The organism is Aeromicrobium sp. CFBP 8757, assembly GCF_014841755.1.
In the GTDB taxonomy this organism is placed as follows: Bacteria; Actinomycetota; Actinomycetes; order Propionibacteriales; family Nocardioidaceae; genus Aeromicrobium.
This window is the reverse complement of record NZ_JACYUM010000001.1, coordinates 1,373,098-1,394,268: the sequence shown is the minus strand read 5'-3', so window position 1 is coordinate 1,394,268 and position 21,171 is coordinate 1,373,098. Positions and strand designations below refer to the sequence as shown.

Below are 21,171 nucleotides of genomic sequence, written 5' to 3'. Positions count from 1 at the left end.
GTTCGCCAGGGAGGCCGCTTGCGGCCGACCGTGAGGGAGCGCCAGCGACCGAGGGGAGGCTGTCGTGGGTCGCCTCGCTTCGCTCACGCCGCTCGTTCCTCGCGGCTGGCGACCGGGGTGGGGCGCCTGCGCGGCTGGCAACCGGGCCCGTTCGCCAGGGAGGCCGCTTGCGGCCGACCGTGAGGGAGCGCCAGCGACCGAGGCGGAGATGCCGCTCGTTCCTCGCGGCTGGCGACCTGGGAACCGGAGGTCAGTCGTCCTTGCCGAACATGATCTCGTCCCAGCTGGGGACGCGACGACGCTCGTGACGCTTCTTGCGGGGGCCCATCGTGTCGGGAACCGCGACGTTCTGCTCGAGACCGTCCTCGAAGTCGTCCTCCTCGACCTGCGCCGCCGGCGCGTCGTCGGAGGCGGTGGCGTCGCCGAGGGCGAGCTGCTCCATCGCTCGACGGTCGCGCGCCTCCTTGAGCGAGGAGACGCCCGTCAGGACCTCCTCCTCGACCGGCTCGATCGGGTCGGGGATCTCGACCTGCGACGCGACGGGCTCCACCTCGTCGACCACCTCGACGTCGTCGACCTCGGGCACGTCGTCGACCGGACGCTCCGACGAGCGGACCGCGTCGGCGATCGCCATGTCGGTCGAGTCGGGCAGGGCGACGTCGCCGACCAGCTCGTGCGCGAAATCGTCGGCCGGCAGCACGTAGCGGCTCTTGACGTCGAAGAGGAACGTCGCCGGGTGCGTGGCGTCGTCGGGCGTGACCAGGACGGTCCACCGGCCGTCCTCGCGTCGCCACGAGTCCCACTGCGCCGACTCGGGGACGCCCCCGGAGGCGGCGATGTTCTCGGCGACCAAGATGCCGAGCTGCACACCGGCACCGCCGATGTGCTTGCGCCGGATCGCGGTCTTGCGGGCCTGCTCGCACATGAACTCGCGCTCGGCGAGCACGGGACCCGCGAAGCCGGTGATCTGCTCGACCGGTACGCCGGCGGAGTCGGCGACGGCCTGGGGCGACTCGCCGCGCCGGATGCGGGACTGGATGTCGCGGGGGCTGAGTGAGCTGGGCATGCGGATCTCCATCTGGCCGGAGGTGCTCCCGCCGCGGGCAGGCGTGCGGGACGGCGTGCCGATCAGGGAAGAGAGGCGGTGATCAGCGGGAATGCGGTACGTCGCGCCGGTCGTGACGTCACGTGCGACGAGGAACCGCTTGTCCTCGCTCAATCCCTCGAGACTGAGATCGCGCATGCCATCGCCTCCGACGTGTGGCGGTGCCGGGTGGGCGTTCACCTGGACCGTCCTCCCATCGTAGGCGGGGCGGCGGCCAGGTCTGGGCGGCGCGCCGACGCTCGCGACTCAGCGCCGGGGGAGCACACGGTCGAACTCGCTGTCGTGGTTGCCGAAGCGGTGGTTGGTGATCGAGATCGACTGCTCCTGCAGGAACGGCAGTGCCTCGACGCGTCCCGACGGGGTCACGGCACCGGAGTAGATCGCGACGTCGGGGTCGCCGCCGACGGCCGACGCGACCGCGAGGGCGTCCTGGTCGACCAGGCGCACCCGGGCCGGACGCTGCTCGGCCACGTGGGCGAGCCACTGCTCGCGGCTCTCGACGCGGGCCCCCGGCACGAGGCCGTCGGGCAGGGCGGTCGCGGTGCTGACCGTCACGTCGGAGCCGGTGCGGACGGCTGCCAGGAGCACGCGGACGAGGTCGGGCCCGAGAGCCTCGGCGCGGACCGTGACGGGCACCGGGACGTACCGGAACACGTTGCGCTCGACCTCGAGGCCCGAGACGTCCTTGACCGCGCCGAACTCGCGCGTCCACGCGACGTGGTCGGACTGCGCGGCAGCACGCAGGCGCCGGTTCTCGACGTCCGGCAGGTGGGCCGCGACGGCGTCGAGGAGGGCCTGCACGGGCGCGGCCAGCGTCACCGCGGCGTCGTCGGTCGAGGGTCGCAGGGCTCGCGGTCGCCACGTGCCGAGGTGGGTCAGGTAGTTGGGGCCGCCGGCCTTGGCGGTGGTGCCGACCGACGAGCGCTTCCAGCCGCCGAACGGCTGGCGCTGCACGATGGCTCCGGTGATGCCGCGGTTGACGTAGAGGTTGCCGGCCTCGACGGCATCGATCCAGCGGTTGACCTCGTCGGCGTCGAGCGAGTGGATCCCGGCCGTCAGGCCGTAGTCGGTCGCGTTCTGCCAGGCGATCGCCTCGTCGAGGTCGGTGGCCTGCATGATGCCGAGGACGGGTCCGAAGTACTCGGTGGTGTGGAACGTGCTGCCGGGGCGCACACCGGTGCGGATGCCGGGGGTCCACACCCGGCCGTCGGTCCCGACCTGCCGGGGCTCGAGCAGCCAGGTCTCGCCCTCGCCGAGCTCGGTGAGCCCCTGCAGGAGCTTGCCCCGGGGAGGCTCGATGACGGGCCCCATCGACACCTCGGGGTCGTCGGGGTGGCCGACCTTCAACGACGACACGGCGTCGACGAGCTGGCGGCGGAACCGCTCGGACGCGGCGACCGACCCCACGACGATCGCCAGGCTCGCGGCCGAGCACTTCTGGCCCGCGTGGCCGAAGGCGCTCTTGACGAGGTCGGCGACCGCGAGGTCGATGTCGGCGCTCGGGGTGATGACGATCGCGTTCTTGCCACTGGTCTCGGCGAGCAGCGGCAGGTCGGGACGCCACGAACGGAACAGGTTGGCGGTCTCCCACCCACCGGTCAGGATGACCCGGTCGACCGACGTGTGGGAGATCAGCGCCTTGCTGAGCGCTCCCTCGTCGATCGTGACGTAGCGCAGGACGTCGCGCGGGACGCCGGCCTGCCACAGCGCCTCGACCATCACGGCGGCGCAGCGGCGGGTCTGCGGCGCGGCCTTGATCACGACGCCGCTGCCGACCGCGAGCGCCGCCAGGACCGAGCCGGCGGGGATCGCGACGGGGAAGTTCCACGGCGGGGCGACGACCGTCAGCCGGTCGGGCACGAACTCGGCACCGTCGACGGCGTCGAGCCTGCGCGCGGCCTCGGCGTAGTAGTTCGCGAAGTCGATCGCCTCGCTGACCTCGACGTCGGCCTCGGCGACGGTCTTGCCGGCCTCGGCGGCCATGACCGACACGAGGTCGCCGCGCCGGGCGCCGAGCGCGCTGGCGGCCTGGTGGAGGATCCACGCGCGCACGTCGGAGCCGCGCGCGTGCCACTGGGCGGCCGCGTCGCGGGTCTCGTGGATGATCGTCTCGAGCGAGGCCGGGCCCGGCACCGAGCCGGTGCGGACCGTCTCGGCGCCGACCTGCGTGTACGTCGAGCGGGCCAGCGCGAGGCGCGCCCACTCGCGGTTCGCCTCGGTGGACGGATCGGTGTCGGGGGTGTTGGCGAACGTGCCGGTCGACGGGGTCGAGGCCTCGGTCGAGCGGTCCTGGCGGCGGTGGGGCTGCGGCACGGACGTGTCGAGGGCCTCGACCGAGGCCAGGAACCGCTGGGTCTCACGATCGAGGAGCGTCGCGTCCGACGACAGCTCGAATGCCGCCGACATGAAGTTGTCGGTGCTGGCGTTCTCCTCGAGGCGGCGCACGAGGTACGAGATCGCGACGTCGAACTCGGCGGGGCTGACGACCGGTGTGTAGAGCAGCAGCTGGCCGATGTCGCCGCGCACCGCGTCGACCGGACCGGTGTCCATGCCCAGCAGCATCTCGAAGTCGACGGCGTCGCGGACGCCGCGGTCGCCCGCGAGCAGCCAGGCGTACGCGACGTCGAACAGGTTCTGGCCGGCCACGCCGACGCGGACCGCGTCGACGCGCTCGGGCGTCAGCGACCACTGCAGGACGCGCTTGTAGTTGGTGTCGGTCTCCTGCTTGCTCGACCACGTCGCGAGCGGCCATCCGTGCACCGTGGCGTCGACGCGCTCCATCGCGAGGTTGGCGCCCTTGACGAGGCGCACCTTGATCGGGGCGCCCCCGGCCGCACGACGCTGCGTGGCCCAGGCCTGCAGCTCCTGCATCGCGCCGAGGGCGTCCGGGAGGTAGGCCTGCAGCACGATGCCGGCCTCGAGGTCGGGGAACGACTCGAGGATCGACGTGAAGACCGCGACCGTCAGGTCGAGGTCCTTGTACTCCTCCATGTCGAGGTTGATGAAGGTCGGCTCGCCGGTGGCGGCGCGCTCGTAGAGCGGGGTCAGCTGCTTGACGACCCGCGCGACGGACTCGTCGAACGCCCACATCGAGAGCTGGCTGGCGACCGACGAGACCTTGATCGAGACGTAGTCGACGTCGTCGCGCTCGAGCAGCTCGAGCGTGCCGTCACGGCGGCGTGCGGCCTCGCCGTCGCCCAGGACGGCCTCGCCCAGCAGGTTGAGGTTGAGCCGGTCGCCGCCGGCGCGCAGCTTCTTGATGGCCCGGCCGAGCTGCTGCGGGCGGGCGTCGACGACCAGGTGGCCGACCATGCGGCGCAGGGTGCGACGCGCGATGCCGACGACCAGGCCCGGCAGCAGGAGTGACACGAAGGCGCCGAGCCTCAGCAGGATCTTCTGCGTCGCGGGCAGGAACGCGGGCAGCTCACGGGCGAGGTGCCGCAGGTTGCGGGCCGCGACTCGGTGGTCGTCGGGCCGCACGACGCGGTCGACGAAGCCGATCGTGAACTGCAGGCCCTGCGGATCCTTCAGGAGCGTCGCGAGGCGGGCGGCGGCGGCCGTGGTGCGGCGGCCCCGGGGGCGGCGGGCATCGGTCCACGTGCGGACCAGGTCGACGCTGCGTTCGGCCAGTGAGAGTTCGGTCATCGTGCCCCAACCTTAATGACTTTCCGCGGCCGCGTTCACCCCGTCGGACGACCGGCTCGTCGTGCCGGTCGTCCAGGCCACGACCGCGGCCGCGAGCCCGGCCGCCAGCGGCACCAGGAAGCCCGCCGACGCGCCGTGAGCGTCGATCACCGCGCCGACCGCTGCGGCGCCCGGGGCGATGCCGACCGACATCCCGGTCGTGGTCCACGTCAGGGCCTCGGTCAGCCGGGACGCCGGCACCTCCTGCTCGACGAGGTGGACGAGCGCGATGAGCGACGGCGAGATCATGAAGCCGCCCACGAACATGCCGAGGGCCAGCAGCGGGATGCTCGTCAGCAGGGCCATGGGCGCGAACAGGACGCCCAGGACGAGGATCGACAGACGGAGCCGCCGGCGCGGGTCGGGCGCCTGCGGCAGTGCACCCACCGCGACGCCCGCGACGAGGCTGCCGGCGGCCCACACCGCGAGCACGGCCCCCGCGGCACCCTTGCGACCCTGCTCCTCGGTGAACGCCGCGATGATGACCTCGGCCGAGCCGAAGATGATGCCGAGACCCACCGACACCGCGACGAGCGGCCACAGGCCCAGCCAGTTGATCGCGGGCCCCGTCCGGGTGCGCCGTCGACCGGCCGGTGGTGCGGTCGACCGCTGGAGCGCCATGGCCCAGCTGCCCAGCAGCGCCGCCGCGGCGGCGCACGCGAGCCCGGCGTAGTCGGCGACCTGGAACGTCAGGAACGTCACCAGCACGGGGCCGACGATGAACACGACCTCGTCGCTGACGGCCTCGATCGAGAACGCCGTGTTGAGCTGCGTCCGCTCGTCGATCGCGTGCGTCCAGCGGGCCCGCACCATGCTGCCGGTCTGCGGTGTCGCGAGCCCCGCGAGGGCCGCGCACGCGTGCGGCCACGGGGCCGACCAGTCTGCCTCGATCGCGACCAGGAACGCGGCGATGCCGGCGGCGTAGGTCGCGCCGACGACCCACAGCACCGCACCCTGGCCGAAGCGGTCGGCCAGGCGTCCCTGCCACGGCGCGAACGCCGCGGCCGACAGGACGTAGACCGCGGACATGACGCCCGCCTCGCGGAACGAGTCGGTGCGCTCGTTGACGAGCAGGACGATGCCGAGCCCGGCCATCGACAGGGGGAGGCGCGACCACAGTGCCGTGAACGAGAACAGGGCCGCCCCCGGCAGGCCCAGCACACCCTTGTACGTCGTCAGCATGGGTTCCTCTCGAGCCGCCCCGAGCACCCTATCCGGCCCGGTGCGAGGATGGACCCATGGATGTCCGCCCCTTTGACGCACTGCTGCTCGTCTCGTTCGGAGGGCCCGAGAAGCCCGACGACGTCGTCCCCTTCCTCGAGAACGTGACCGCCGGCCGCGGCATCCCGCGCGAGCGGCTCGTCGAGGTCGGCGAGCACTACTTCCAGTTCGGCGGGCGCTCGCCGATCAACGACCTCAACCGCGAGCTGCTGGCCGCGCTGCGCAGCGACTTCGCGGAGAACGGCGTCGACCTGCCGATCTACTGGGGCAACCGCAACTGGGACCCGTACCTGCGCGACGCGGCGCAGCAGATGGCGGCCGACGGCGTGCAGCGCGCCGCCTGCTTCGTCACCAGCGCGTACTCGTCGTACTCGGGCTGCCGCCAGTACCGCGAGGACCTCTTCGACGCCACGACGGGCGTCGAGATCGGCCTGAGCCGCCTGCGGCACTACTTCAACCACCCGGGCTTCGTCGGCCCGTTCACCGAGGCGACCAGGGACGCGCTCGCCGACGCGCCCGCGGGCACGCACGTCGTGTTCGTGACGCACTCGATCCCGACGTCGATGAACGAGGCCAGCGGCGGACCCGGGCGCCAGGCCTACGTCCGCCAGCACGAGAGCGTCGCGGCCCTCGTGGCCGAGGGAGCAGGCGCCGAGGCCTTCTCGCTGGCGTACTGCTCGCGGTCCGGGTCGCCGCGCATCCCGTGGCTCGAGCCCGATGTCAACGACCACCTGACGGCCCTCAAGGAGTCCGGCGTCGAGTCGGTCGTCGTGGTGCCGATCGGCTTCGTGTCCGACCACATGGAGGTCATCTACGACCTCGACACCGAGGCCAGCCAGACCGCCGAGGAGCTGGGTCTCCGGTTCGTCCGCGCCGCGACGCCGGGCGCCCACCCCGACTTCGTCGCGATGGTGCGCGAGCTGCTGCTCGAGCGCGCCGCGGTCGAGCGGGGCGAGGACGTCGACCGTCCCGCGCTCGGTGAGCTGCCGCGATCGCACGACCTGTGCCCGACCGACTGCTGCCTGAACCCGCGATCGACGCTGCCGACCGTCGGCTCGGCCACGACGCCGGCATCGGTCTCATCGTCGATCCCGCTGTGAGCGCCGATCGCGAGGAGCTGTTGACGCTCGCCCGCCGGATCGGTCTGGAGGCGGCGGCGTACGTCCGGTCGGCCCGGCCCGCCGGACGGGTCGACGTCTCGTCGACCAAGTCGAGCGAGACCGACGTCGTCACCGCGATCGACGAGGCCTGCGAGCGGCTGATCCGCGAGCGCATCTTCGCGGCCCGTCCCGGCGACGGGTTCGTCGGCGAGGAGGGCGACGACGTCGTCGGCGCGTCGGGCGTCGACTGGGTCGTTGACCCCATCGACGGCACCGTCAACTTCGTCTACGGCATCCCGACCTACGGCGTGTCGATCGCGGCCCGCCAGGACGGCGAGGTCGTCGTGGGGCACGTCGTCAACATCGCGTCGGGCGCCGAGTGGGGGGCCGTCGCCGGTGCGGGGTCGTGGCGCTACGACGGCGACGAGCGCCTGGTGCTGACCGCCCCGCCCGTGGCCCGGCTCGAGCACGCGCTCGTCGCGACGGGCTTCAACTACGTGCCGGAGGTGCGGGCCAAGCAGGCCGAGGCGATGGCCGCCTTCATCCCGCGGGTGCGTGACATCCGTCGCATCGGATCGGCCTCGCTCGACCTGTGCGGGCTGGCCGAGGGTCAGTTCGACGCCTACGTCGAGCAGGGTCTGAAGCCGTGGGACCTGGCGGCCGGGGGGCTCGTCGCCCGCGAGGCCGGACTCGTCCTCAGCGGGCTCGACGGCGAGCCCGACGAGCGGCTCGTGATGGCCGCCCACCCCTCCGTCGCGGAGGAATATTTCGAGCTCGTCCGTGCTTGTGGGTTCTGAGTGTGAACGCCACCGAACCGTGTGGCACAATCACGCCGGTTGTTCCGCACAAAGGGAGATTTGATGGCTACCGATTACGACGCACCGCGCAAGACAGAGGAAGAGCAGTCCGAGGACAGCATCGAGGAGCTCAAGGCGCGTCGGCACGAGAAGAACTCGGGCAAGGTCGACGAGGACGAGACCGAGGCCGCAGAGTCCTTCGAGCTGCCGGGGGCCGACCTCTCCCACGAGGAGCTCGCGGTCCAGGTGGTGCCGAAGCAGCTCGACGAGTTCACGTGCTCGTCATGCTTCCTGGTGCACCACCGCAGTCAGCTGGCGTCGGAGAAGAACGGCGTCCTCATCTGCCGCGACTGCGCCGACTGACCTGACGGGTCGACCTGCCCCGTGACGGGGATGAGTGAGGAGCCGGTTCCGCGAGGACCGGCTCCTTTGTCGTTCCACCGGCCTGCCGGGCCTTGGTGTCGAGCGGCTTCATGCCGGGCGGCAGCTGACCGGTCGACCTGACCCAGTACGTCGCCGCGCCGCGACGGACCCCGACCCGCACGAGCTCGACGATCGAGCCGCCGACGACGGCCCAGGTGACGGCCTCGCGCGTCGTCACGTCGGGGTGCTGTCCGCTGGTCGGGGGCTTGCGTCCCGTGGCGAGGCGCCAGGCCACGGCCGAGGCGCGCGTCGCGAGCATCGCCGCGGCGACCGACGAGCCGCGGTCCATGACCTTCCACGTCGCGCGGCTGGGGGCCTTGGTGCGCGGGGTGCGGGCAGCCTCGGCGTTGAGGTCCTGGACCACGTGCCCGGACGTCGCCGAGCCCTTCTTCTTGCGCCTACTGGCCACGGGAGGCCTCTCCGTCGGTGTCGGGGGTCGCGGCCGAGGGCCGTGAGGGAGCCAACGCGGCTGCGAGGGCTTCGGGGTGCCGGCTCGAGACCAGCCAGTACGGGGTGGGGTCGGACGGGTCGTCGATCGTGACGACGACGCCGTGGTCGAGGTAGGGACGCGTCACCAGGTACGCACGGGCGTCGGCACCGGTGCCGAGCCGCGTGCGGTAACCGGCGCGGTCGAGGGCCTGGACGTCGCCGACGTGACCCGCCTCGACGAACGCCTGACCGACCCGCAGGCCGTCGGCGCCCACGGACACCGTCATGGAGCCGTAGCGCCACACGATGAACCCGCCGATCGCGACGAGCAGTGCCGTCACGACACCGGCGATGGCCCAGTTCGTCGCGATGAGGAACACCCAGCCCCAGGCGGCGGCGAACGCCAGGGCGGCGATCCACCAGGACACGGGGGCCGACAGGCGCTCTCGATAGGTCGTCACGGTTCAACCTTGCCTCATGCGGGTCCAGCGTGCGACGCAGGTAGGGTCGTCGCCATGCTCGACGTGACCGTGAAACGGCTCGATCCGGACGTGCCGCTGCCCGTGTACGCCCACCCGGGCGACGCCGGGGCCGACCTCGTCACGACGGTCGACGTGCGGCTGGCGCCGGGGGAGCGCGTGCTCGTGCCGACGGGCATCGCCCTGGCCCTGCCCGAGGGGTTCGCGGCGTTCGTGCACCCGCGGTCGGGCCTGGCACTGCGCCACGGGCTGTCGATCGTCAACACCCCCGGCACGATCGACGCCGGCTACCGCGGCGAGATCAAGGTGCTGCTGGTCAACCACGACCCCGCCGAGTCCGTCACGCTCAGCCGGGGCGACCGGGTCGCGCAGCTCGTCGTCCAGCGGGTCGAGCACGTCCGGTTCGTCGAGTCCGGGGTGCTCCCCACGTCGGAGCGCGGTTCGGGGGGCTACGGTTCAACAGGTGGCCACGCGGCCGCCGACGTCCACGAAGAGAGCAGCTGATGGCACGACGACGAGGCAAGCAGACCACCGACGACACCGCGGTCGTCGCACCCCCTGAGGTCGAGGGCGTGCGCCACGCCGGACCGTGGGACTCCTCCGAGCGGTCTCCGGCCGACGACCAGCAGTACATCGACCTCGGTCCGCTCAAGGTCCGCGTGCGGGTCGGTCTCGACATCCAGCTGCCGACCGACGGCGAGGGCGGCGACATCGGCTCGGTCGTCCTGGTCACCGACGACGCCGCGATCGAGCTGAGGGCCTTCGCGGCCACGCGGTCGGGTGGCCTGTGGGACGAGGTGCGCGACGACCTGATCCTCGAGGTCGAGCGCCTCGGCGGCGAGTGCGAGCAGGTCGACGGGATCTTCGGTCCCGAGCTGCACGTGCGGGTGCCGGTCGACCTTCCCGACGGCGAGAAGGGCTTCCAGCCGAGCCGCATCGTCGGCATCGAGGGGCCGCGCTGGCTCCTGCGGGCGACGTTCCTCGGCGCGGCGGGTCTCGAGCCCTCCGACGAGGGCATCCTGATGGACGCGCTGCGCGACGTCATCGTCGACCGCGGCTCCGATCCGCGCATCCCGCGCGAGTCGCTGCTCCTGACGCTGCCCCCCAACGCGACGCCCGTCGAGCCCGGGGCCTAGGGCCCGGCGAGAGTAGGCTGGAACCATGGGACGCTTCAGCAGGACCCTCGAACGCCTGTCGACCGAGAACCAGGAGGCCGGCGAGCTCAAGAGCGAGGCCGAGCGGGCCGGGTGCCAGCTCATCTCGTCGCAGGCCGACCGCTGCATGGCCACGATCCACGGCGTGCTGCGCTCGGTGACCCTGCGGCCTGTCGACGGCGTCACGGCCCTCGAGGCCGAGCTGTACGACGGGTCCGACAGCGTGACCCTGGTGTGGCTCGGACGTCGCCGCATCGAGGGCATCACCGCCGGCCGCCAGCTCAAGGCCTTCGGCCGCATCGGCATGAGGGGCACGACGCGCATCATCTACAACCCGCGCTACGAGCTCGACGCGTGAGCCGGTGACCTCACCCCAGGCGACGGTCGAGCAGGTCGTCCGCGCCCAGCTGTCGAAGGCGCTCGGCGGGCCGCGCGGGATCGTCGAGAGCGCCGTGCCGACGGCGCTGTTCACGGTGCTGTTCCTGGTCACCAAGGACATCCGGCTGTCGCTGGTCGTCAGCATCGCGGCGACGGCGGCGCTGCTGATCGTCCGCGTGGTGCAGCGCTCGACGACCCAGTTCGTCCTCAACGCGCTTTTCGGCATCGGCATCGGCGCGTTCTTCGCGTACCGGGCGTCGCAGTCGGGTGGCTCCGAGGAGGACGTCGCGCGCGCGGTGTTCACCCCGGGCCTGATCTACAACGGGGTCTACGCCGTCGTGATCGTGCTGACGATCGTCGTCGGCTGGCCCATCGTCGGCTTCATGGTGGGCTCGGTCATGGGAGACCCGACGGCCTGGCACTCCGACAAGGCCATGGTGCGGCTGTGCTCGCAGCTGACGTGGGTGCTCGCGATCCCGTGCGTCATCCGGGTCGCGGTGCAGCTGCCGCTGTGGCTCGACCACCAGATCGGCCTGCTGGGTGCGTCCAAGATCGCACTGGGCTGGCCGCTCCAGCTGGCGTCGTTCGCCGTCATGGGCTGGCTGCTGACCCGCAACCGCACCCCGATCGACCTCGACGACCGAACCCCCGAACGCTGACTGGGGGCACCTCCCGCTCGCCGGGGAGAGAGTCATGGCCCCTCGACGAGAGGGTTGTCGTCGTCGCATCCGACAGCCTGTGACTCCTCGAGGGGCCGTCACCCACTCCTCAGCCGGGGTGCGCTGCGCGCCTAGTGCTTGGGGGAGAGGAGCTCGCCGAGGGTGTCCTCGGCGTCCTCGGGCGTGACGAACAGCAGCTCGTCGCCCGACTCGAGCGAGCGGTCGGCGTCGGGCGTCTCGATCGAGCTGTCGCGCAGGATCGCGACCAGCACGACGTCGGCCGGCCACGGCACCTCGCTGACGCGCTTGCCGATGAACGGCGAGTCGGCCGGCATCGTGAGCTCGACCAGGTTGGCGTTGCTCTGCCGGAACGTGAACAGCCGCACGAGGTCACCGACCGTCACGGCCTCCTCGACCAGCGCCGACATCAGGCGGGGGGTCGAGACCGAGACGTCGACGCCCCACGACTCGCTGAACAACCACTCGTTGCTGGGGTGGTTGACCCGTCCGACGGTGCGCGGCACGGCGAACTCGGTCTTGGCGAGCAGCGAGATGACGAGGTTGGCCTTGTCGTCGCCGGTCGCCGAGATGACGACGTCGCACGACTCGAGCTGCGCCTCCTCGAGCGACGAGAGCTCGCACGCGTCGGCCAGCAGCCACTGCGCCTCGGGCACCATCTCGGCGCGGATGGACGCGGGGGACTTGTCGATCAGGAGGATCGAGTGCCCGTTCTGGATGAGCTCCTGGGCCACCGAGCGCCCGACGGCGCCCGCTCCGGCGATGACGACACGCATCAGCTGTCCTCCGGTCCGGCGTCGAGGGCCGCGTGCGAGTCGTCGGCGGTCGACTCGAGCATGAACAGGCTCAGGTAGTCGCCCTCCTGGATGACGGTGTCGGGCGTCGCGATGAGGCCCGTGCCGAGTCGCGTCAGGTACGCGACGCGCACCTTGGCGGTGGCCTCGAGCTCGGCGATGCGATGGCCGATCCAGCTGAACGGTGCGTAGACGAGGTCGAGCCGGACGTGGCCGGACTGGTCGCGCCACGCGGGCTCGGAGCCGGCGGGGACGAGGCGGCGCAGCACCTGGTCGGCGGCCCAGGGGACCGTCGCGACCGTGGGGACGCCGAGACGCTCGTAGACCTCGGCGCGGCCCGGGTCGTAGATGCGCGCGACGACGTTCTCGATCTTGAACTGCTCACGGGCGACGCGCGCCGAGATGATGTTGGAGTTGTCACCGCTGGACACCGCCGCGAACGCGTCGGCCCGCTCGATGCCGGCCTTGACCAGGACGTCGCGGTCGAAGCCCATGCCGGTGACCGTGATGCCGGTGAAGGCGGGGCCCAGTCGGCGGAACGCGTCGGGGTTGCTGTCGATCACGGCGGTCGTGTGACCGCGGGCCTCGAGGTTGCGGGTCAGCGTCGAGCCGACGCGCCCGCAGCCCATGATGACGATGTGCACGGAGGCGACGCTACACCGACGGGAGCGCTCGTGCGGACGAGAGCCACCGACAGGTCTAGCATCGTCTCTCGTGGGAGTCACCGAGGTCGCCAAACGTGCACTGGTCGGGCGCAAGCTCCGCAGCGAACAGCTCGGTGAGACGCTCCTGCCGAAGCGCATCGCGCTGCCGGTGTTCGCGAGCGACGCGCTGTCGTCGGTGGCCTACGCACCCGACGAGATCTTCCTGACGCTGTCGATCGGCGGTCTGTCGGCGTACGCCTTCAACTGGAAGATCGGCATCGCCGTGACGCTGGTGCTGATCACGGTCGTCGCGTCGTACCGCCAGAACGTCCACGCCTACCCCAGCGGCGGCGGCGACTACGAGGTCGCCACCGTCAACCTGGGCCCGACCGCCGGTCTGACGGTCGGCAGCGCCCTGCTGGTCGACTACGTGCTGACCGTCGCGGTGTCGATCTCGTCGGGGGTGCAGAACGCCGCCTCGGCGCTGCCGTGGCTGGAGGGTCACGAGGCGACGGCTGCGTCCGCGCTGGTGGTCCTGCTGATGGCGATCAACCTGCGCGGCACCAAGGAGTCGGGCTCGGCGTTCGCGATCCCCACCTACCTGTTCATGGTCGCGATCCTGATGATGGGCCTGTGGGGCTACGCCCGCTACCTGTTCGGCGACCTGCCGACGGTGCCCAGCGCGCAGTTCGACATCGCCCCGGAGGGCCAGTTCGAGCAGGGGCTGACGGGCGTCGCGATGGTCTTCCTGCTGGCGCGTGCCTTCTCGTCGGGCTGCGCGGCACTGACGGGCGTCGAGGCGATCAGCAACGGCGTGCCCGCCTTCAAGAAGCCCAAGAGCAAGAACGCCGCCACGACGCTGCTGCTGCTCGGCACCCTCGCGATCACGATGCTGATGAGCATCATCGTGCTGGCCGACCTGATGAAGCTGCGCTACGTCGAGAACCCTGCCGAGCAGCTGCTGAAGCCGAACGGGATGCCGGTCGGCGACTCGTACTCGCAGGACACCGTCATCGGCCAGCTCGCCAAGACGCTCTACAGCGACTTCACGCCGCTGTTCTACTTCACGATCGCGTGCACCGGCATCATCCTGGTGCTCGCCGCCAACACCGCGTTCAACGGCTTCCCGGTGCTGGGCTCGATCCTGGCCCGCGACGGCTTCCTGCCGCGCCAGCTCGACACGCGCGGCGACCGCCTGACGTTCAGCAACGGCATCATCGTCCTGGCGCTCGCGGCGATCGTCCTGATCCAGGCGTTCGACGCCGAGGTCACCAAGCTCATCCAGCTCTACATCGTCGGCGTGTTCGTGTCGTTCAACCTGAGCCAGCTCGGCATGATCAAGCACTGGAACCGCCACCTGCGCTCCGAGACCGACCCCGCGGCCAGGTCGCGCATGAAGCGCTCGCGCATCGTCAACGCGATCGGCCTGGGCATGACCGCGACGGTCCTGGTCATCGTCCTGCTGACCAAGTTCCTCGCCGGCGCCTGGATCGCGATCGTCGCGATGGTCCTGGTGTTCCTGCTGATGCGCGGCATCGGGCGCCACTACGACCGGGTGTCCGACGAGCTCGCGATCGACGACACCGACGTCACGCTGCCGTCGCGCGTCCACGCGATCGTGCTGGTCAGCAAGCTGCACAAGCCGACGATGCGGGCGCTGGCGTACGCCCGGGTGTCGCGCCCCAACTCGCTCGAGGCGCTGACCGTCGAGTTCGACCCGGCCGAGACCGCGGCACTGATGAAGCAGTGGGAGGAGCTGGCGATCCCGATCCCGCTGAAGGTCGTCAACTCGCCGTACCGCGAGCTGCTGCGCCCCGTCATCCGCTACGTCAAGGAGCTGCGCAAGCAGGGCCCGCGCGACATCATCACGGTCTACATCCCCGAGTACGTCGTGGGCCGCTGGTGGGAGCAGCTGCTGCACAACCAGACCGCGCTGCGGCTCAAGGGACGTCTGCTGTTCATGCCCGGCGTCATGGTCACGAGCGTGCCGTACCAGCTGAGCTCGGCCGGTCGCGCCAAGAAGAAGCTCGCCAAGCCGCGACCCGCCCCCGGCGACGTCCGCCGCGGGTTCCGCGACCGATGACGACGGCACTCCCGGTCGACGAGGCCGGCCCGGTCGTCGAGGTCGGTCCCGTCGCGCACGGCGGCCACTGCGTCGCGCGCCTGGACGGGCAGGTCGTGTTCGTGCGCCACGCGCTGCCGGGGGAGACGGTGCGCCTCGCGATCACCGAGCGCACGTCGAGCTTCCTGCGCGCCGACGCCGTCGAGGTGCTGCAGGCCGCGCCGGGCCGGGTCGAGGCGCCGTGCTCCTACTCGGGTCCCGGCGGGTGCGGAGGCTGCGACTTCCAGCACGTCGACCCCGCGGTGCAGCGCGGTCTGCTCGGCGACGTCGTGAGCGAGCAGCTGCGCCGTCTGGCCGGCATCGACCGGGCCGTCGAGGTCGAGGCGGTCACCCCCGACGCCCTCGGCTGGCGCACCCGCGTGCAGTTCGCGGTCGACCGCGACGGACGTCCGGGCCTGCGGCGCCACCGCTCGCACGAGATCGTCCCGGTCGAGCGCTGCCTCATCGCGCACCCGGATCTGCCGCAGGTGACCGGGCGCACGTGGGACGACACCTCGGTCGAGGGCATCGTCTCGTCGATAGGCGACCGGCTGCTCGTGACCGACGCGAGCATCAGCGACGAGGTCGAGGCCGAGGTCGACGGGGTCGTCGCGACCGACGGGACGGTCCGCGGCGGTCGGGGCGCCGTGACCGAGCGGGTCCGCGACGTCGACTTCCGCGTCTCGGGCTCGGGGTTCTGGCAGGTGCACCCGGCGGCCGCCGAGACGCTCGTCGCGGCGGTGCTCGAGGGAGCCGACGTCGCCGCGGGCGACACCGTGCTCGACCTGTACGCGGGCGTCGGCCTGTTCACGTCGTTCCTGGCCGACGAGGTGGGGGAGTCCGGCACGGTGCTCAGCGTCGAGTCCGACCCGGGAGGCTCGCGCGACGCGCGCCGCAACCTGCACGACGTGCCGCAGGTGACCCTGGTCGGCGAGACGGTCGAGCGGGCCCTGCGTCAGCGCCTGCTGGGCGAGACCGCCGACGTCGTGGTGCTCGACCCGCCCCGCACGGGCGCGAAGAAGGCCGTGCAGGGCATCGTCGACCTGGCGCCGCGCCGCATCGTCTACGTCGCGTGCGATCCCGCAGCCTTGGCCCGTGACCTGGCGTCGTTCGCGGCGCGGGGCTACGAGCTGGAGGGTCTGCGCGCGTTCGCGCTGTTCCCCATGACGCACCACGTCGAGTGCGTGGCCGTCCTGGCCCCCACCGCCACGCGCTGAGCCCCGCTGCCCGCACGCGGAGGAAGTGCTCAGCGGGGTGAGCGGCGGGCGACGAGGTAGCTGACGACGGAGCCGGTGAGCGCGAGCGAGACGAGCGCGCCGGTGCTGTTCGGGGCCACGAGCATCGGCACCACGCCGAGGAAGACGATGTCGAAGCCGCGCAGGGCGCTGCCGATGAGGCCGGTGGGGATCGCGCCGGTCGGTGACGCGATCAGCGGCATGGAGTAGTCGGGCGGCGGCGCGAGCATCCACCGGGTGATCGCCGCCAGCGCCGTCGCGCCCGTCGCGACGGAGACGAACAGCGTGTCGGCGACCGTCGGGTCGTCGAGCGACCGCCCGATCGCCGGTGCGGCGGCGAGCGACCACACGAGCAGCAGCCCGCCGGGGACGACGAGCGTCGCCGAGCGCACCTCGGCCAGCGACATCGGGAAGCAGCGCACGAGACCCGGGTTGCGGCCCGTCGTCCGCAGCGCCGAGAACGACCACAGCCCGCAGAGGAAGGCGGCCAGCGCGCTGGCGAGCACCGTGGTGTCGTCGAGGTCGAGGCGCAGCACGACGTAGGGGACGAGCAGCGCCGCGACGAGGGCCGCGAGCGCACCCGGGGCCCGCCGCAGCCGGACGACGTCGCGCCACACCAGCGCCCACAGCCCCTCGGGGCCGCCGCGCGACGGCCGCACCGTGGCCCGGTCGCGCCACCGGCGGGCGACCAGCACGTCGTACGCCAGCGACAGGTCGAGCCCGGCGAGAGCGCCCGACAGGCTCGCGAGCAGGGAGCCGCCGGGCACGAGCTGGGCGCGCAGCAGGCGGGGGACCCGTGCGGCCGCCCGGACGAGCAGCACCACGGCGGCCGCTCCCGCGACGCCGGCCGCGATCCAGCCGGCGGGACGCCCGAGCCACCCGGTGGTCGTGGACGGCTCGACGTCCAGCGCGACGAGCAGCATCCAGACGGCGGTCGCGGTCGCCAGCAGCAGCGCGGCGATCCGGGTGGGCCGACCGTCGCGCGCCTGCCAGATCGCGGCGCAGGCGGTGACCGCGGCCCCGACGAGCGCGGTGCCGGCCGACAGGACGCCGATCTCGCCGTACCCGAGCCCGGCCAGCAGCCCGGTGACCGCGACGACCGCCGCGCACGCGACGGCCGCGGCCGCGGCTGCCGCGACGAGCCGGCGGCGCAGCAACGGCCCGCGGTCGACGGGTGTCGTCAGCAGCCACGCCCCGGTGGCCGGGGTGACCATGACGGGACCGACCGCCTGTGCCGCCGCCAGGGTCGTGGCGACCATGCCGGCCACGGTGGCCCAGACGAGCGACGTGCGCGCGTCGTCGCACGTCGACGTCGTGCAGGCCGAGGCGATGCTCACTCGCGTCTGCACCATGGCGCTGATCGCCATCGCGCCGCCGAGCACGATCGTGAAGACCCACACGTACGCCTCGGAGGCCTGCTCGTAGAGCGTCGTGTCGGCGCGGTCGCGGCGCCACGCCCGCATCTGCCGGCGCAGCGAGCGGTCGCCGGTCGCCTCGACGGTCGTCACAGCTCGCCGAGGTCGAGGATCCAGTCCGCGACGGCCTCGACGAGGTCGGCGTCGTGGCTGACGAGCAGGACGCCGAGTCCGTCGGCCTTCTCGGCGTTCAGCCGCTCGGCCAGCCACGCCAGGCCCGCGGCGTCGAGACGCTGCTCGGGCTCGTCGAGGATCAGCAGCCGCCGGGGGCGGACGAAGGCGCTGGCCAGTGCGAGCCGGCGTCGCTGCCCCGACGACAGGGTTCCCGGCAGCTGCGCGGCCTGGTGCTCGAGGCCGACGTCGGCCAACACGGCGTCGACGACGGCGTCGGCACCGGCGACCCGGTGGGCGCGGGCGAGCAGGTTGAGGTGCTCGACGACGCTCAGGTCGGGGAAGAAGTCGAGATCGTCCATCACGACCGCGAGATCGCGACGCGTCGCGGCCGACCGCTCGTCGAGCGGCTCGCCGTCGAGCTCGACCGTGCCGCTCGTGGCCTGGTCGGCTCCGGCGATGCAGCGCAGGGCCGTCGACTTGCCGGCGCCGTTGGGTCCGACGAGGGCCAGGGCCTCGCCGCTGCGCAGCTCGAGGTCGAGCCCCTGCAGGACGTGGAGGTCGCCGAAGCTGCGGTGCAGGTCGCTGACGCGCAGGAGCGGCGGTGTCGCCGGGGTCTTGGCCATGACGCCCACGGTAGTGCGGCCCGCGGAACCGACAGCGGTCCGACGCGCACCGCCGGTGCTTGTGCCCGACTGCCACGCACGACACAGTGTGGTGATGCGCTTCGCCGACCCGCAGGCCTGCCCGGACTGTCGTGGCGCGATCGCGGGGCAACCCGCCTGCCCGCACTGCGGGCTCGACCTGACGTCGGTCGAGGTGCGCCAGCTGTGGCAGGTGCTGCTGCAGGCCGACGACCTGCTCGGCCGTGCCGCGCGCCGTCCGCGGGCGGCCCCACCGGGTCGGGCCACCCCGCACCCCGCGCCACCGGCGCCCGCACCGTCGACGGCCGTGCCACCGCCGCCCGCGCCGTCCCCGCCGCCGCAGGCGCCTGCTGCGTCTCCGGTCGCTCCGCCCCACCCTCAGCCGCCGCTCCCGCCGTTCGTGCCGGGCCCCGCGACACCCGTGTTCCCCGCGCCTCCACCACCGCGACCCGCCGCGGCGCCCGTCCCGGCCGCGCCGGGTGCCGGCCCGCAACCCATCCCCGACCCCGCCTGGCGCATGCGACCGCCGGAGACCGCGCCGACGACCGCGACCGATCGATCGTGGTCGGTCGGCACGATCCTGCTGGTGCTCGGCGCGTTCGGCCTGGTCGTCGCCGCGCTGATCTTCGTCACCCGCTCGTGGGAGGACATCGGCCTGGCCGGACGCACGCTGATCCTGCTGGCGGTCACGACCGTCATCGGCGGGCTCGGCGTGTGGGTCACCCGCCGTCCCCTCCGGGCGTCGGCCGAGGCCGTGTGGTCGGTGTTCCTGGCTCTGCTGACGCTCGACTTCTTCGCGGCGCGGCACGAGGACCTCGCGGGCCTCGGCGCGCTCGAGGTCGCGGGCGGATGGCTCGTCTGGGGAGTCGTCGCGCTGGCTCTCGCCGCGGGCATCTCGGTGTGGGCGCGCCCGCACGTCGGCGCCGACCTGGTGGTCCCGGCCGTCGCGGGCGGGATCGCGATCACGGTCGCCGGTGTCGGGGCCGGTGCGATCGGCGACGACTGGGACTTCGCGTGGCGGGCGCTGCTCGCGCTCGTGGTCGCCGGGGTGCTGGCGCTCGCGACCCGGCCGGTGGGCTCGGCGTCGATGACGTCGGTCGCCCGGGTCGTGGTGGCGGGCTTCTACGTCTTCGCCTACGGGGCGGCCGTCGTCGAGCTCCTGACCCATCCCGCGCTCGACGACGTCGCGCGGGGCGGCCACGGCGGGCCGCTGCTGCTCATGGTCGTCGCCTCGGTCGTCATCGCGTCGGTCGTGCCGGTCGTGCGCATCCCGGCGGTGGCGCTGGCCGTGGTCGGCGCCTCGGCCCTGGTCGTCACGCCGGCGGTCGAGGCCGGCAGCCTCGAGGTCGCCTGGGCGGTCCTCTCGGTCCTCGCGGTGGTGCTGACGGCCGCCACGTCCAGGGGGTCCACCGACTGGATGCGCGGGGCCCGCGCCGGAGCGGTCCCCGCGGTGGCCGCGGTCGCGGTCGTCCAGCTCGTGCTGGTGGGCGAGGCGCTCGGCACGGCGGGCTCGATCCTGGACTACGTCTGGCGATCGAGGTGGACCGCACGTCTCGACGCCGCCGTGGTCGACGACCATGCCGCGTGGGTCGTGCCGGTCGTGCTCGTCGGCCTGCTCGCCACGACGTGGTGGGTGACGGCGTGGCCCGAGCTCGCACCCGTCCGAGCGTGGCGGGGCGCCGTCCTGGCCTCGACGCTGGCACTCGGCTCGGTCACGTCGGTCGTGGCCCTGCGCCCCGCGGTGTGGGCTGTCGCGGCGGTGCTGCTGCTCCTGGCGGCCGCCGCGGCCTGGTCACGGCTGCGCCCCGGGGCTGGGCCGCAGGGCCCGGCGTCGGTGCCGACCCCCGTCGCGCTGGCGCTCGTCCTGGCCGCCTCGGCCCTCGCGCTGGCCTCGCACGGCGTGTCGGCGGCGACCTGGCTCGTCGGTGGGGTGGTCCTCGGGGGCGTCGCGCTCGCGAGCCGCGACGTCGGGCTCGCCCGGGCCCACGCGGCGATCGGCGTGGGCCTGCTGGTCGCCGGTGCCGCGGCGACGGTCGGGCTGCTCGACGTCGACGACTCCGTCGTGCCGCCCCTGGTCGCCGTCGTCGTGGCGCTGCTGCTGATGGCTGCCGCCCGCCTCGTCCGTCCCGACCACCCGGTCTCGCCGGCCGTCGAGATCGCGGCCGGGGTCGCGCTCGCCGGTGCCCTGCTGGTGCCCGCCGGGTCGGGCGGCATCGCGGTGCGCTGGACGGTCGCCGGCGTCGGGCTGATCGCCCTGGCGCTCGTCGCCGGCGGACGCCGCTGGCTGGTGTGGCCGGGCATGTCGGCCCTGGTGGTCGCGTACGTCGCCCTGATCGTCGACAGCGGCTTCTCGTTCGTCGAGGCGTACACGCTTCCCCTCGGCGCCGCGGCGCTCGGGGCGGGCGTGTGGGCCACGGCCCGACGCCCCGAGGCGAGCACCTGGGCGCTGCTCGGCCCCGGCCTCGCCCTCGCCCTGCTGCCGAGCGTGCCGCAGTCGCTGGCCGATCCCACCGGGCTCCGCGCGCTGCTGCTCGGGCTCGGTGCGCTCGTGGTGCTCGCGGTCGCGGTCCGGCTGGGCTGGCAGGCACCGTTCGTGGCCGGCACGTCGATCCTGCTGCTGATCGTGCTGTTCAACATCGGCCCGTACGCGAACGCCGCGCCACGGGTCGTGCTCATCGCCGTCGTCAGCGCCGTCCTGCTGGGGATCGGCATCACCTGGGAGGACCGCGTGCGGGACGGGCGCAAGCTCGTGGCCTACGTGCGGTCGATGCGATAGGAGC

19 protein-coding genes are annotated in these 21,171 nt (G+C 72.8%); 10 read left to right on the top strand and 9 right to left on the bottom strand.

Going from position 1 to position 21,171, the window contains the following annotated elements; all coding sequences use genetic code 11:
- Nucleotides 1-250: 250 nt before the first annotated feature.
- From sepH to IFT73_RS06860, 3 genes are all read right to left on the bottom strand, one after another.
- The gene (gene sepH, locus IFT73_RS06870; RefSeq protein ID WP_192166905.1) at nucleotides 251-1,243 is read right to left on the bottom strand and encodes a septation protein SepH; all 993 of its coding nucleotides are present in this window, start codon (nucleotides 1,241-1,243) and stop codon (nucleotides 251-253) included.
- 108 nt (nucleotides 1,244-1,351) lie between these two features.
- The gene (locus IFT73_RS06865; RefSeq protein ID WP_192166904.1) at nucleotides 1,352-4,750 is read right to left on the bottom strand and encodes a bifunctional proline dehydrogenase/L-glutamate gamma-semialdehyde dehydrogenase; all 3,399 of its coding nucleotides are present in this window, start codon (nucleotides 4,748-4,750) and stop codon (nucleotides 1,352-1,354) included.
- A 12-nt stretch (nucleotides 4,751-4,762) separates the two neighbouring features.
- Complete coding sequence (locus IFT73_RS06860; RefSeq protein ID WP_192166903.1) at nucleotides 4,763-5,971, bottom strand: MFS transporter; 1,209 nt, start codon at nucleotides 5,969-5,971, stop codon at nucleotides 4,763-4,765.
- A gap of 56 nt (nucleotides 5,972-6,027) precedes the next feature.
- Between IFT73_RS06860 and IFT73_RS06855 the strand changes: the two genes are divergently transcribed.
- From IFT73_RS06855 to IFT73_RS06845, 3 genes are all read left to right on the top strand, one after another.
- Entirely contained in the window at nucleotides 6,028-7,110 is a 1,083-nt protein-coding gene (locus IFT73_RS06855) for a ferrochelatase (protein WP_192166902.1), read from the top strand.
- Complete coding sequence (locus tag IFT73_RS06850; RefSeq protein WP_371811182.1) at nucleotides 7,107-7,907, top strand: inositol monophosphatase; 801 nt, start codon at nucleotides 7,107-7,109, stop codon at nucleotides 7,905-7,907. The genes IFT73_RS06855 and IFT73_RS06850 overlap by 4 nt, the downstream gene beginning before the upstream one ends.
- A 63-nt stretch (nucleotides 7,908-7,970) precedes the next feature.
- Entirely contained in the window at nucleotides 7,971-8,270 is a 300-nt protein-coding gene (locus IFT73_RS06845; protein ID WP_056609104.1) for a DUF4193 domain-containing protein, read from the top strand.
- Here IFT73_RS06845 and IFT73_RS06840 read toward each other — a convergent pair.
- Entirely contained in the window at nucleotides 8,245-8,739 is a 495-nt protein-coding gene (locus tag IFT73_RS06840) for a DUF4235 domain-containing protein (protein WP_192166901.1), read from the bottom strand. The genes IFT73_RS06845 and IFT73_RS06840 overlap by 26 nt on opposite strands.
- Nucleotides 8,729-9,220, bottom strand: coding sequence for a DUF3093 domain-containing protein (locus IFT73_RS06835; protein ID WP_192166900.1), 492 nt, complete (start codon nucleotides 9,218-9,220; stop codon nucleotides 8,729-8,731). The genes IFT73_RS06840 and IFT73_RS06835 overlap by 11 nt, the downstream gene beginning before the upstream one ends.
- A 54-nt stretch (nucleotides 9,221-9,274) precedes the next feature.
- On the opposite strand from IFT73_RS06835, the gene dut reads away from it, so the two are divergent.
- Genes dut through IFT73_RS06815 form a run of 4 tightly spaced genes read left to right on the top strand, consistent with a single transcriptional unit; the run spans nucleotide 9,275 to nucleotide 11,429 of the window.
- Nucleotides 9,275-9,742, top strand: coding sequence for a dUTP diphosphatase (dut, locus tag IFT73_RS06830; RefSeq protein ID WP_192166899.1), 468 nt, complete (start codon nucleotides 9,275-9,277; stop codon nucleotides 9,740-9,742).
- Nucleotides 9,742-10,374 carry a DUF3710 domain-containing protein gene (locus IFT73_RS06825; protein ID WP_192166898.1) on the top strand — a complete coding sequence of 211 codons (633 nt, stop codon included), beginning with the start codon at nucleotides 9,742-9,744 and terminating at the stop codon, nucleotides 10,372-10,374. The genes dut and IFT73_RS06825 overlap by 1 nt, the downstream gene beginning before the upstream one ends.
- Before the next feature lie 25 nt (nucleotides 10,375-10,399).
- Nucleotides 10,400-10,750, top strand: a complete 351-nt coding sequence (locus IFT73_RS06820) for an OB-fold nucleic acid binding domain-containing protein (RefSeq protein WP_056609095.1) — start codon at nucleotides 10,400-10,402, stop codon at nucleotides 10,748-10,750.
- Between the two features lie 4 nt (nucleotides 10,751-10,754).
- The gene (locus IFT73_RS06815; RefSeq protein ID WP_192166897.1) at nucleotides 10,755-11,429 is read left to right on the top strand and encodes a DUF3159 domain-containing protein; all 675 of its coding nucleotides are present in this window, start codon (nucleotides 10,755-10,757) and stop codon (nucleotides 11,427-11,429) included.
- Between the two features lie 131 nt (nucleotides 11,430-11,560).
- Here IFT73_RS06815 and IFT73_RS06810 read toward each other — a convergent pair whose 3' ends face one another.
- Nucleotides 11,561-12,223: a TrkA family potassium uptake protein gene (locus IFT73_RS06810; RefSeq protein WP_056609090.1), complete on the bottom strand. Its 663-nt coding sequence runs from the start codon at nucleotides 12,221-12,223 to the stop codon at nucleotides 11,561-11,563.
- Nucleotides 12,223-12,885: a TrkA family potassium uptake protein gene (locus IFT73_RS06805; protein ID WP_056609088.1), complete on the bottom strand. Its 663-nt coding sequence runs from the start codon at nucleotides 12,883-12,885 to the stop codon at nucleotides 12,223-12,225. The genes IFT73_RS06810 and IFT73_RS06805 overlap by 1 nt, the downstream gene beginning before the upstream one ends.
- A 70-nt stretch (nucleotides 12,886-12,955) precedes the next feature.
- On the opposite strand from IFT73_RS06805, the gene IFT73_RS06800 reads away from it, so the two are divergent.
- Complete coding sequence (locus IFT73_RS06800) at nucleotides 12,956-14,968, top strand: APC family permease (RefSeq protein WP_371811181.1); 2,013 nt, start codon at nucleotides 12,956-12,958, stop codon at nucleotides 14,966-14,968.
- Nucleotides 14,965-16,203: a class I SAM-dependent RNA methyltransferase gene (locus IFT73_RS06795; protein ID WP_192166896.1), complete on the top strand. Its 1,239-nt coding sequence runs from the start codon at nucleotides 14,965-14,967 to the stop codon at nucleotides 16,201-16,203. Before IFT73_RS06800 ends, IFT73_RS06795 begins: the two co-directional genes overlap by 4 nt.
- Nucleotides 16,204-16,232: 29 nt before the next feature.
- On the opposite strand, the gene IFT73_RS06790 is transcribed toward IFT73_RS06795, so the two are convergent.
- Nucleotides 16,233-17,729 (bottom strand): DUF6297 family protein, encoded by a 1,497-nt coding sequence (locus IFT73_RS06790; RefSeq protein WP_192166895.1) that lies wholly within the window; start codon nucleotides 17,727-17,729, stop codon nucleotides 16,233-16,235.
- Nucleotides 17,726-18,373: an ABC transporter ATP-binding protein gene (locus IFT73_RS06785; RefSeq protein ID WP_192166894.1), complete on the bottom strand. Its 648-nt coding sequence runs from the start codon at nucleotides 18,371-18,373 to the stop codon at nucleotides 17,726-17,728. The genes IFT73_RS06790 and IFT73_RS06785 overlap by 4 nt, the downstream gene beginning before the upstream one ends.
- A gap of 94 nt (nucleotides 18,374-18,467) precedes the next feature.
- Between IFT73_RS06785 and IFT73_RS06780 the strand changes: the two genes are divergently transcribed.
- The gene (locus IFT73_RS06780) at nucleotides 18,468-21,167 is read left to right on the top strand and encodes an SCO7613 C-terminal domain-containing membrane protein (protein ID WP_192166893.1); all 2,700 of its coding nucleotides are present in this window, start codon (nucleotides 18,468-18,470) and stop codon (nucleotides 21,165-21,167) included.
- Nucleotides 21,168-21,171: the final 4 nt, after the last annotated feature.

What these genes read in the sequence shown, in the direction of transcription:
- IFT73_RS06820 (WP_056609095.1), top strand. Translation starts at nt 10,400, where the DNA reads ATGGGACGCTTCAGCAGGACCCTCGAACGCCTGTCGACCGAGAACCAG.
- IFT73_RS06845 (WP_056609104.1), top strand. Translation starts at nt 7,971, where the DNA reads ATGGCTACCGATTACGACGCACCGCGCAAGACAGAGGAAGAGCAGTCC.
- IFT73_RS06860 (WP_192166903.1), bottom strand. Translation starts at nt 5,971, where the DNA reads ATGCTGACGACGTACAAGGGTGTGCTGGGCCTGCCGGGGGCGGCCCTG.
- IFT73_RS06865 (WP_192166904.1), bottom strand. Translation starts at nt 4,750, where the DNA reads ATGACCGAACTCTCACTGGCCGAACGCAGCGTCGACCTGGTCCGCACG.
- IFT73_RS06785 (WP_192166894.1), bottom strand. Translation starts at nt 18,373, where the DNA reads ATGGCCAAGACCCCGGCGACACCGCCGCTCCTGCGCGTCAGCGACCTG.
- IFT73_RS06825 (WP_192166898.1), top strand. Translation starts at nt 9,742, where the DNA reads ATGGCACGACGACGAGGCAAGCAGACCACCGACGACACCGCGGTCGTC.
- sepH (WP_192166905.1), bottom strand. Translation starts at nt 1,243, where the DNA reads ATGCGCGATCTCAGTCTCGAGGGATTGAGCGAGGACAAGCGGTTCCTC.
- dut (WP_192166899.1), top strand. Translation starts at nt 9,275, where the DNA reads ATGCTCGACGTGACCGTGAAACGGCTCGATCCGGACGTGCCGCTGCCC.
- IFT73_RS06795 (WP_192166896.1), top strand. Translation starts at nt 14,965, where the DNA reads ATGACGACGGCACTCCCGGTCGACGAGGCCGGCCCGGTCGTCGAGGTC.
- IFT73_RS06780 (WP_192166893.1), top strand. Translation starts at nt 18,468, where the DNA reads ATGCGCTTCGCCGACCCGCAGGCCTGCCCGGACTGTCGTGGCGCGATC.
- IFT73_RS06855 (WP_192166902.1), top strand. Translation starts at nt 6,028, where the DNA reads ATGGATGTCCGCCCCTTTGACGCACTGCTGCTCGTCTCGTTCGGAGGG.
- IFT73_RS06810 (WP_056609090.1), bottom strand. Translation starts at nt 12,223, where the DNA reads ATGCGTGTCGTCATCGCCGGAGCGGGCGCCGTCGGGCGCTCGGTGGCC.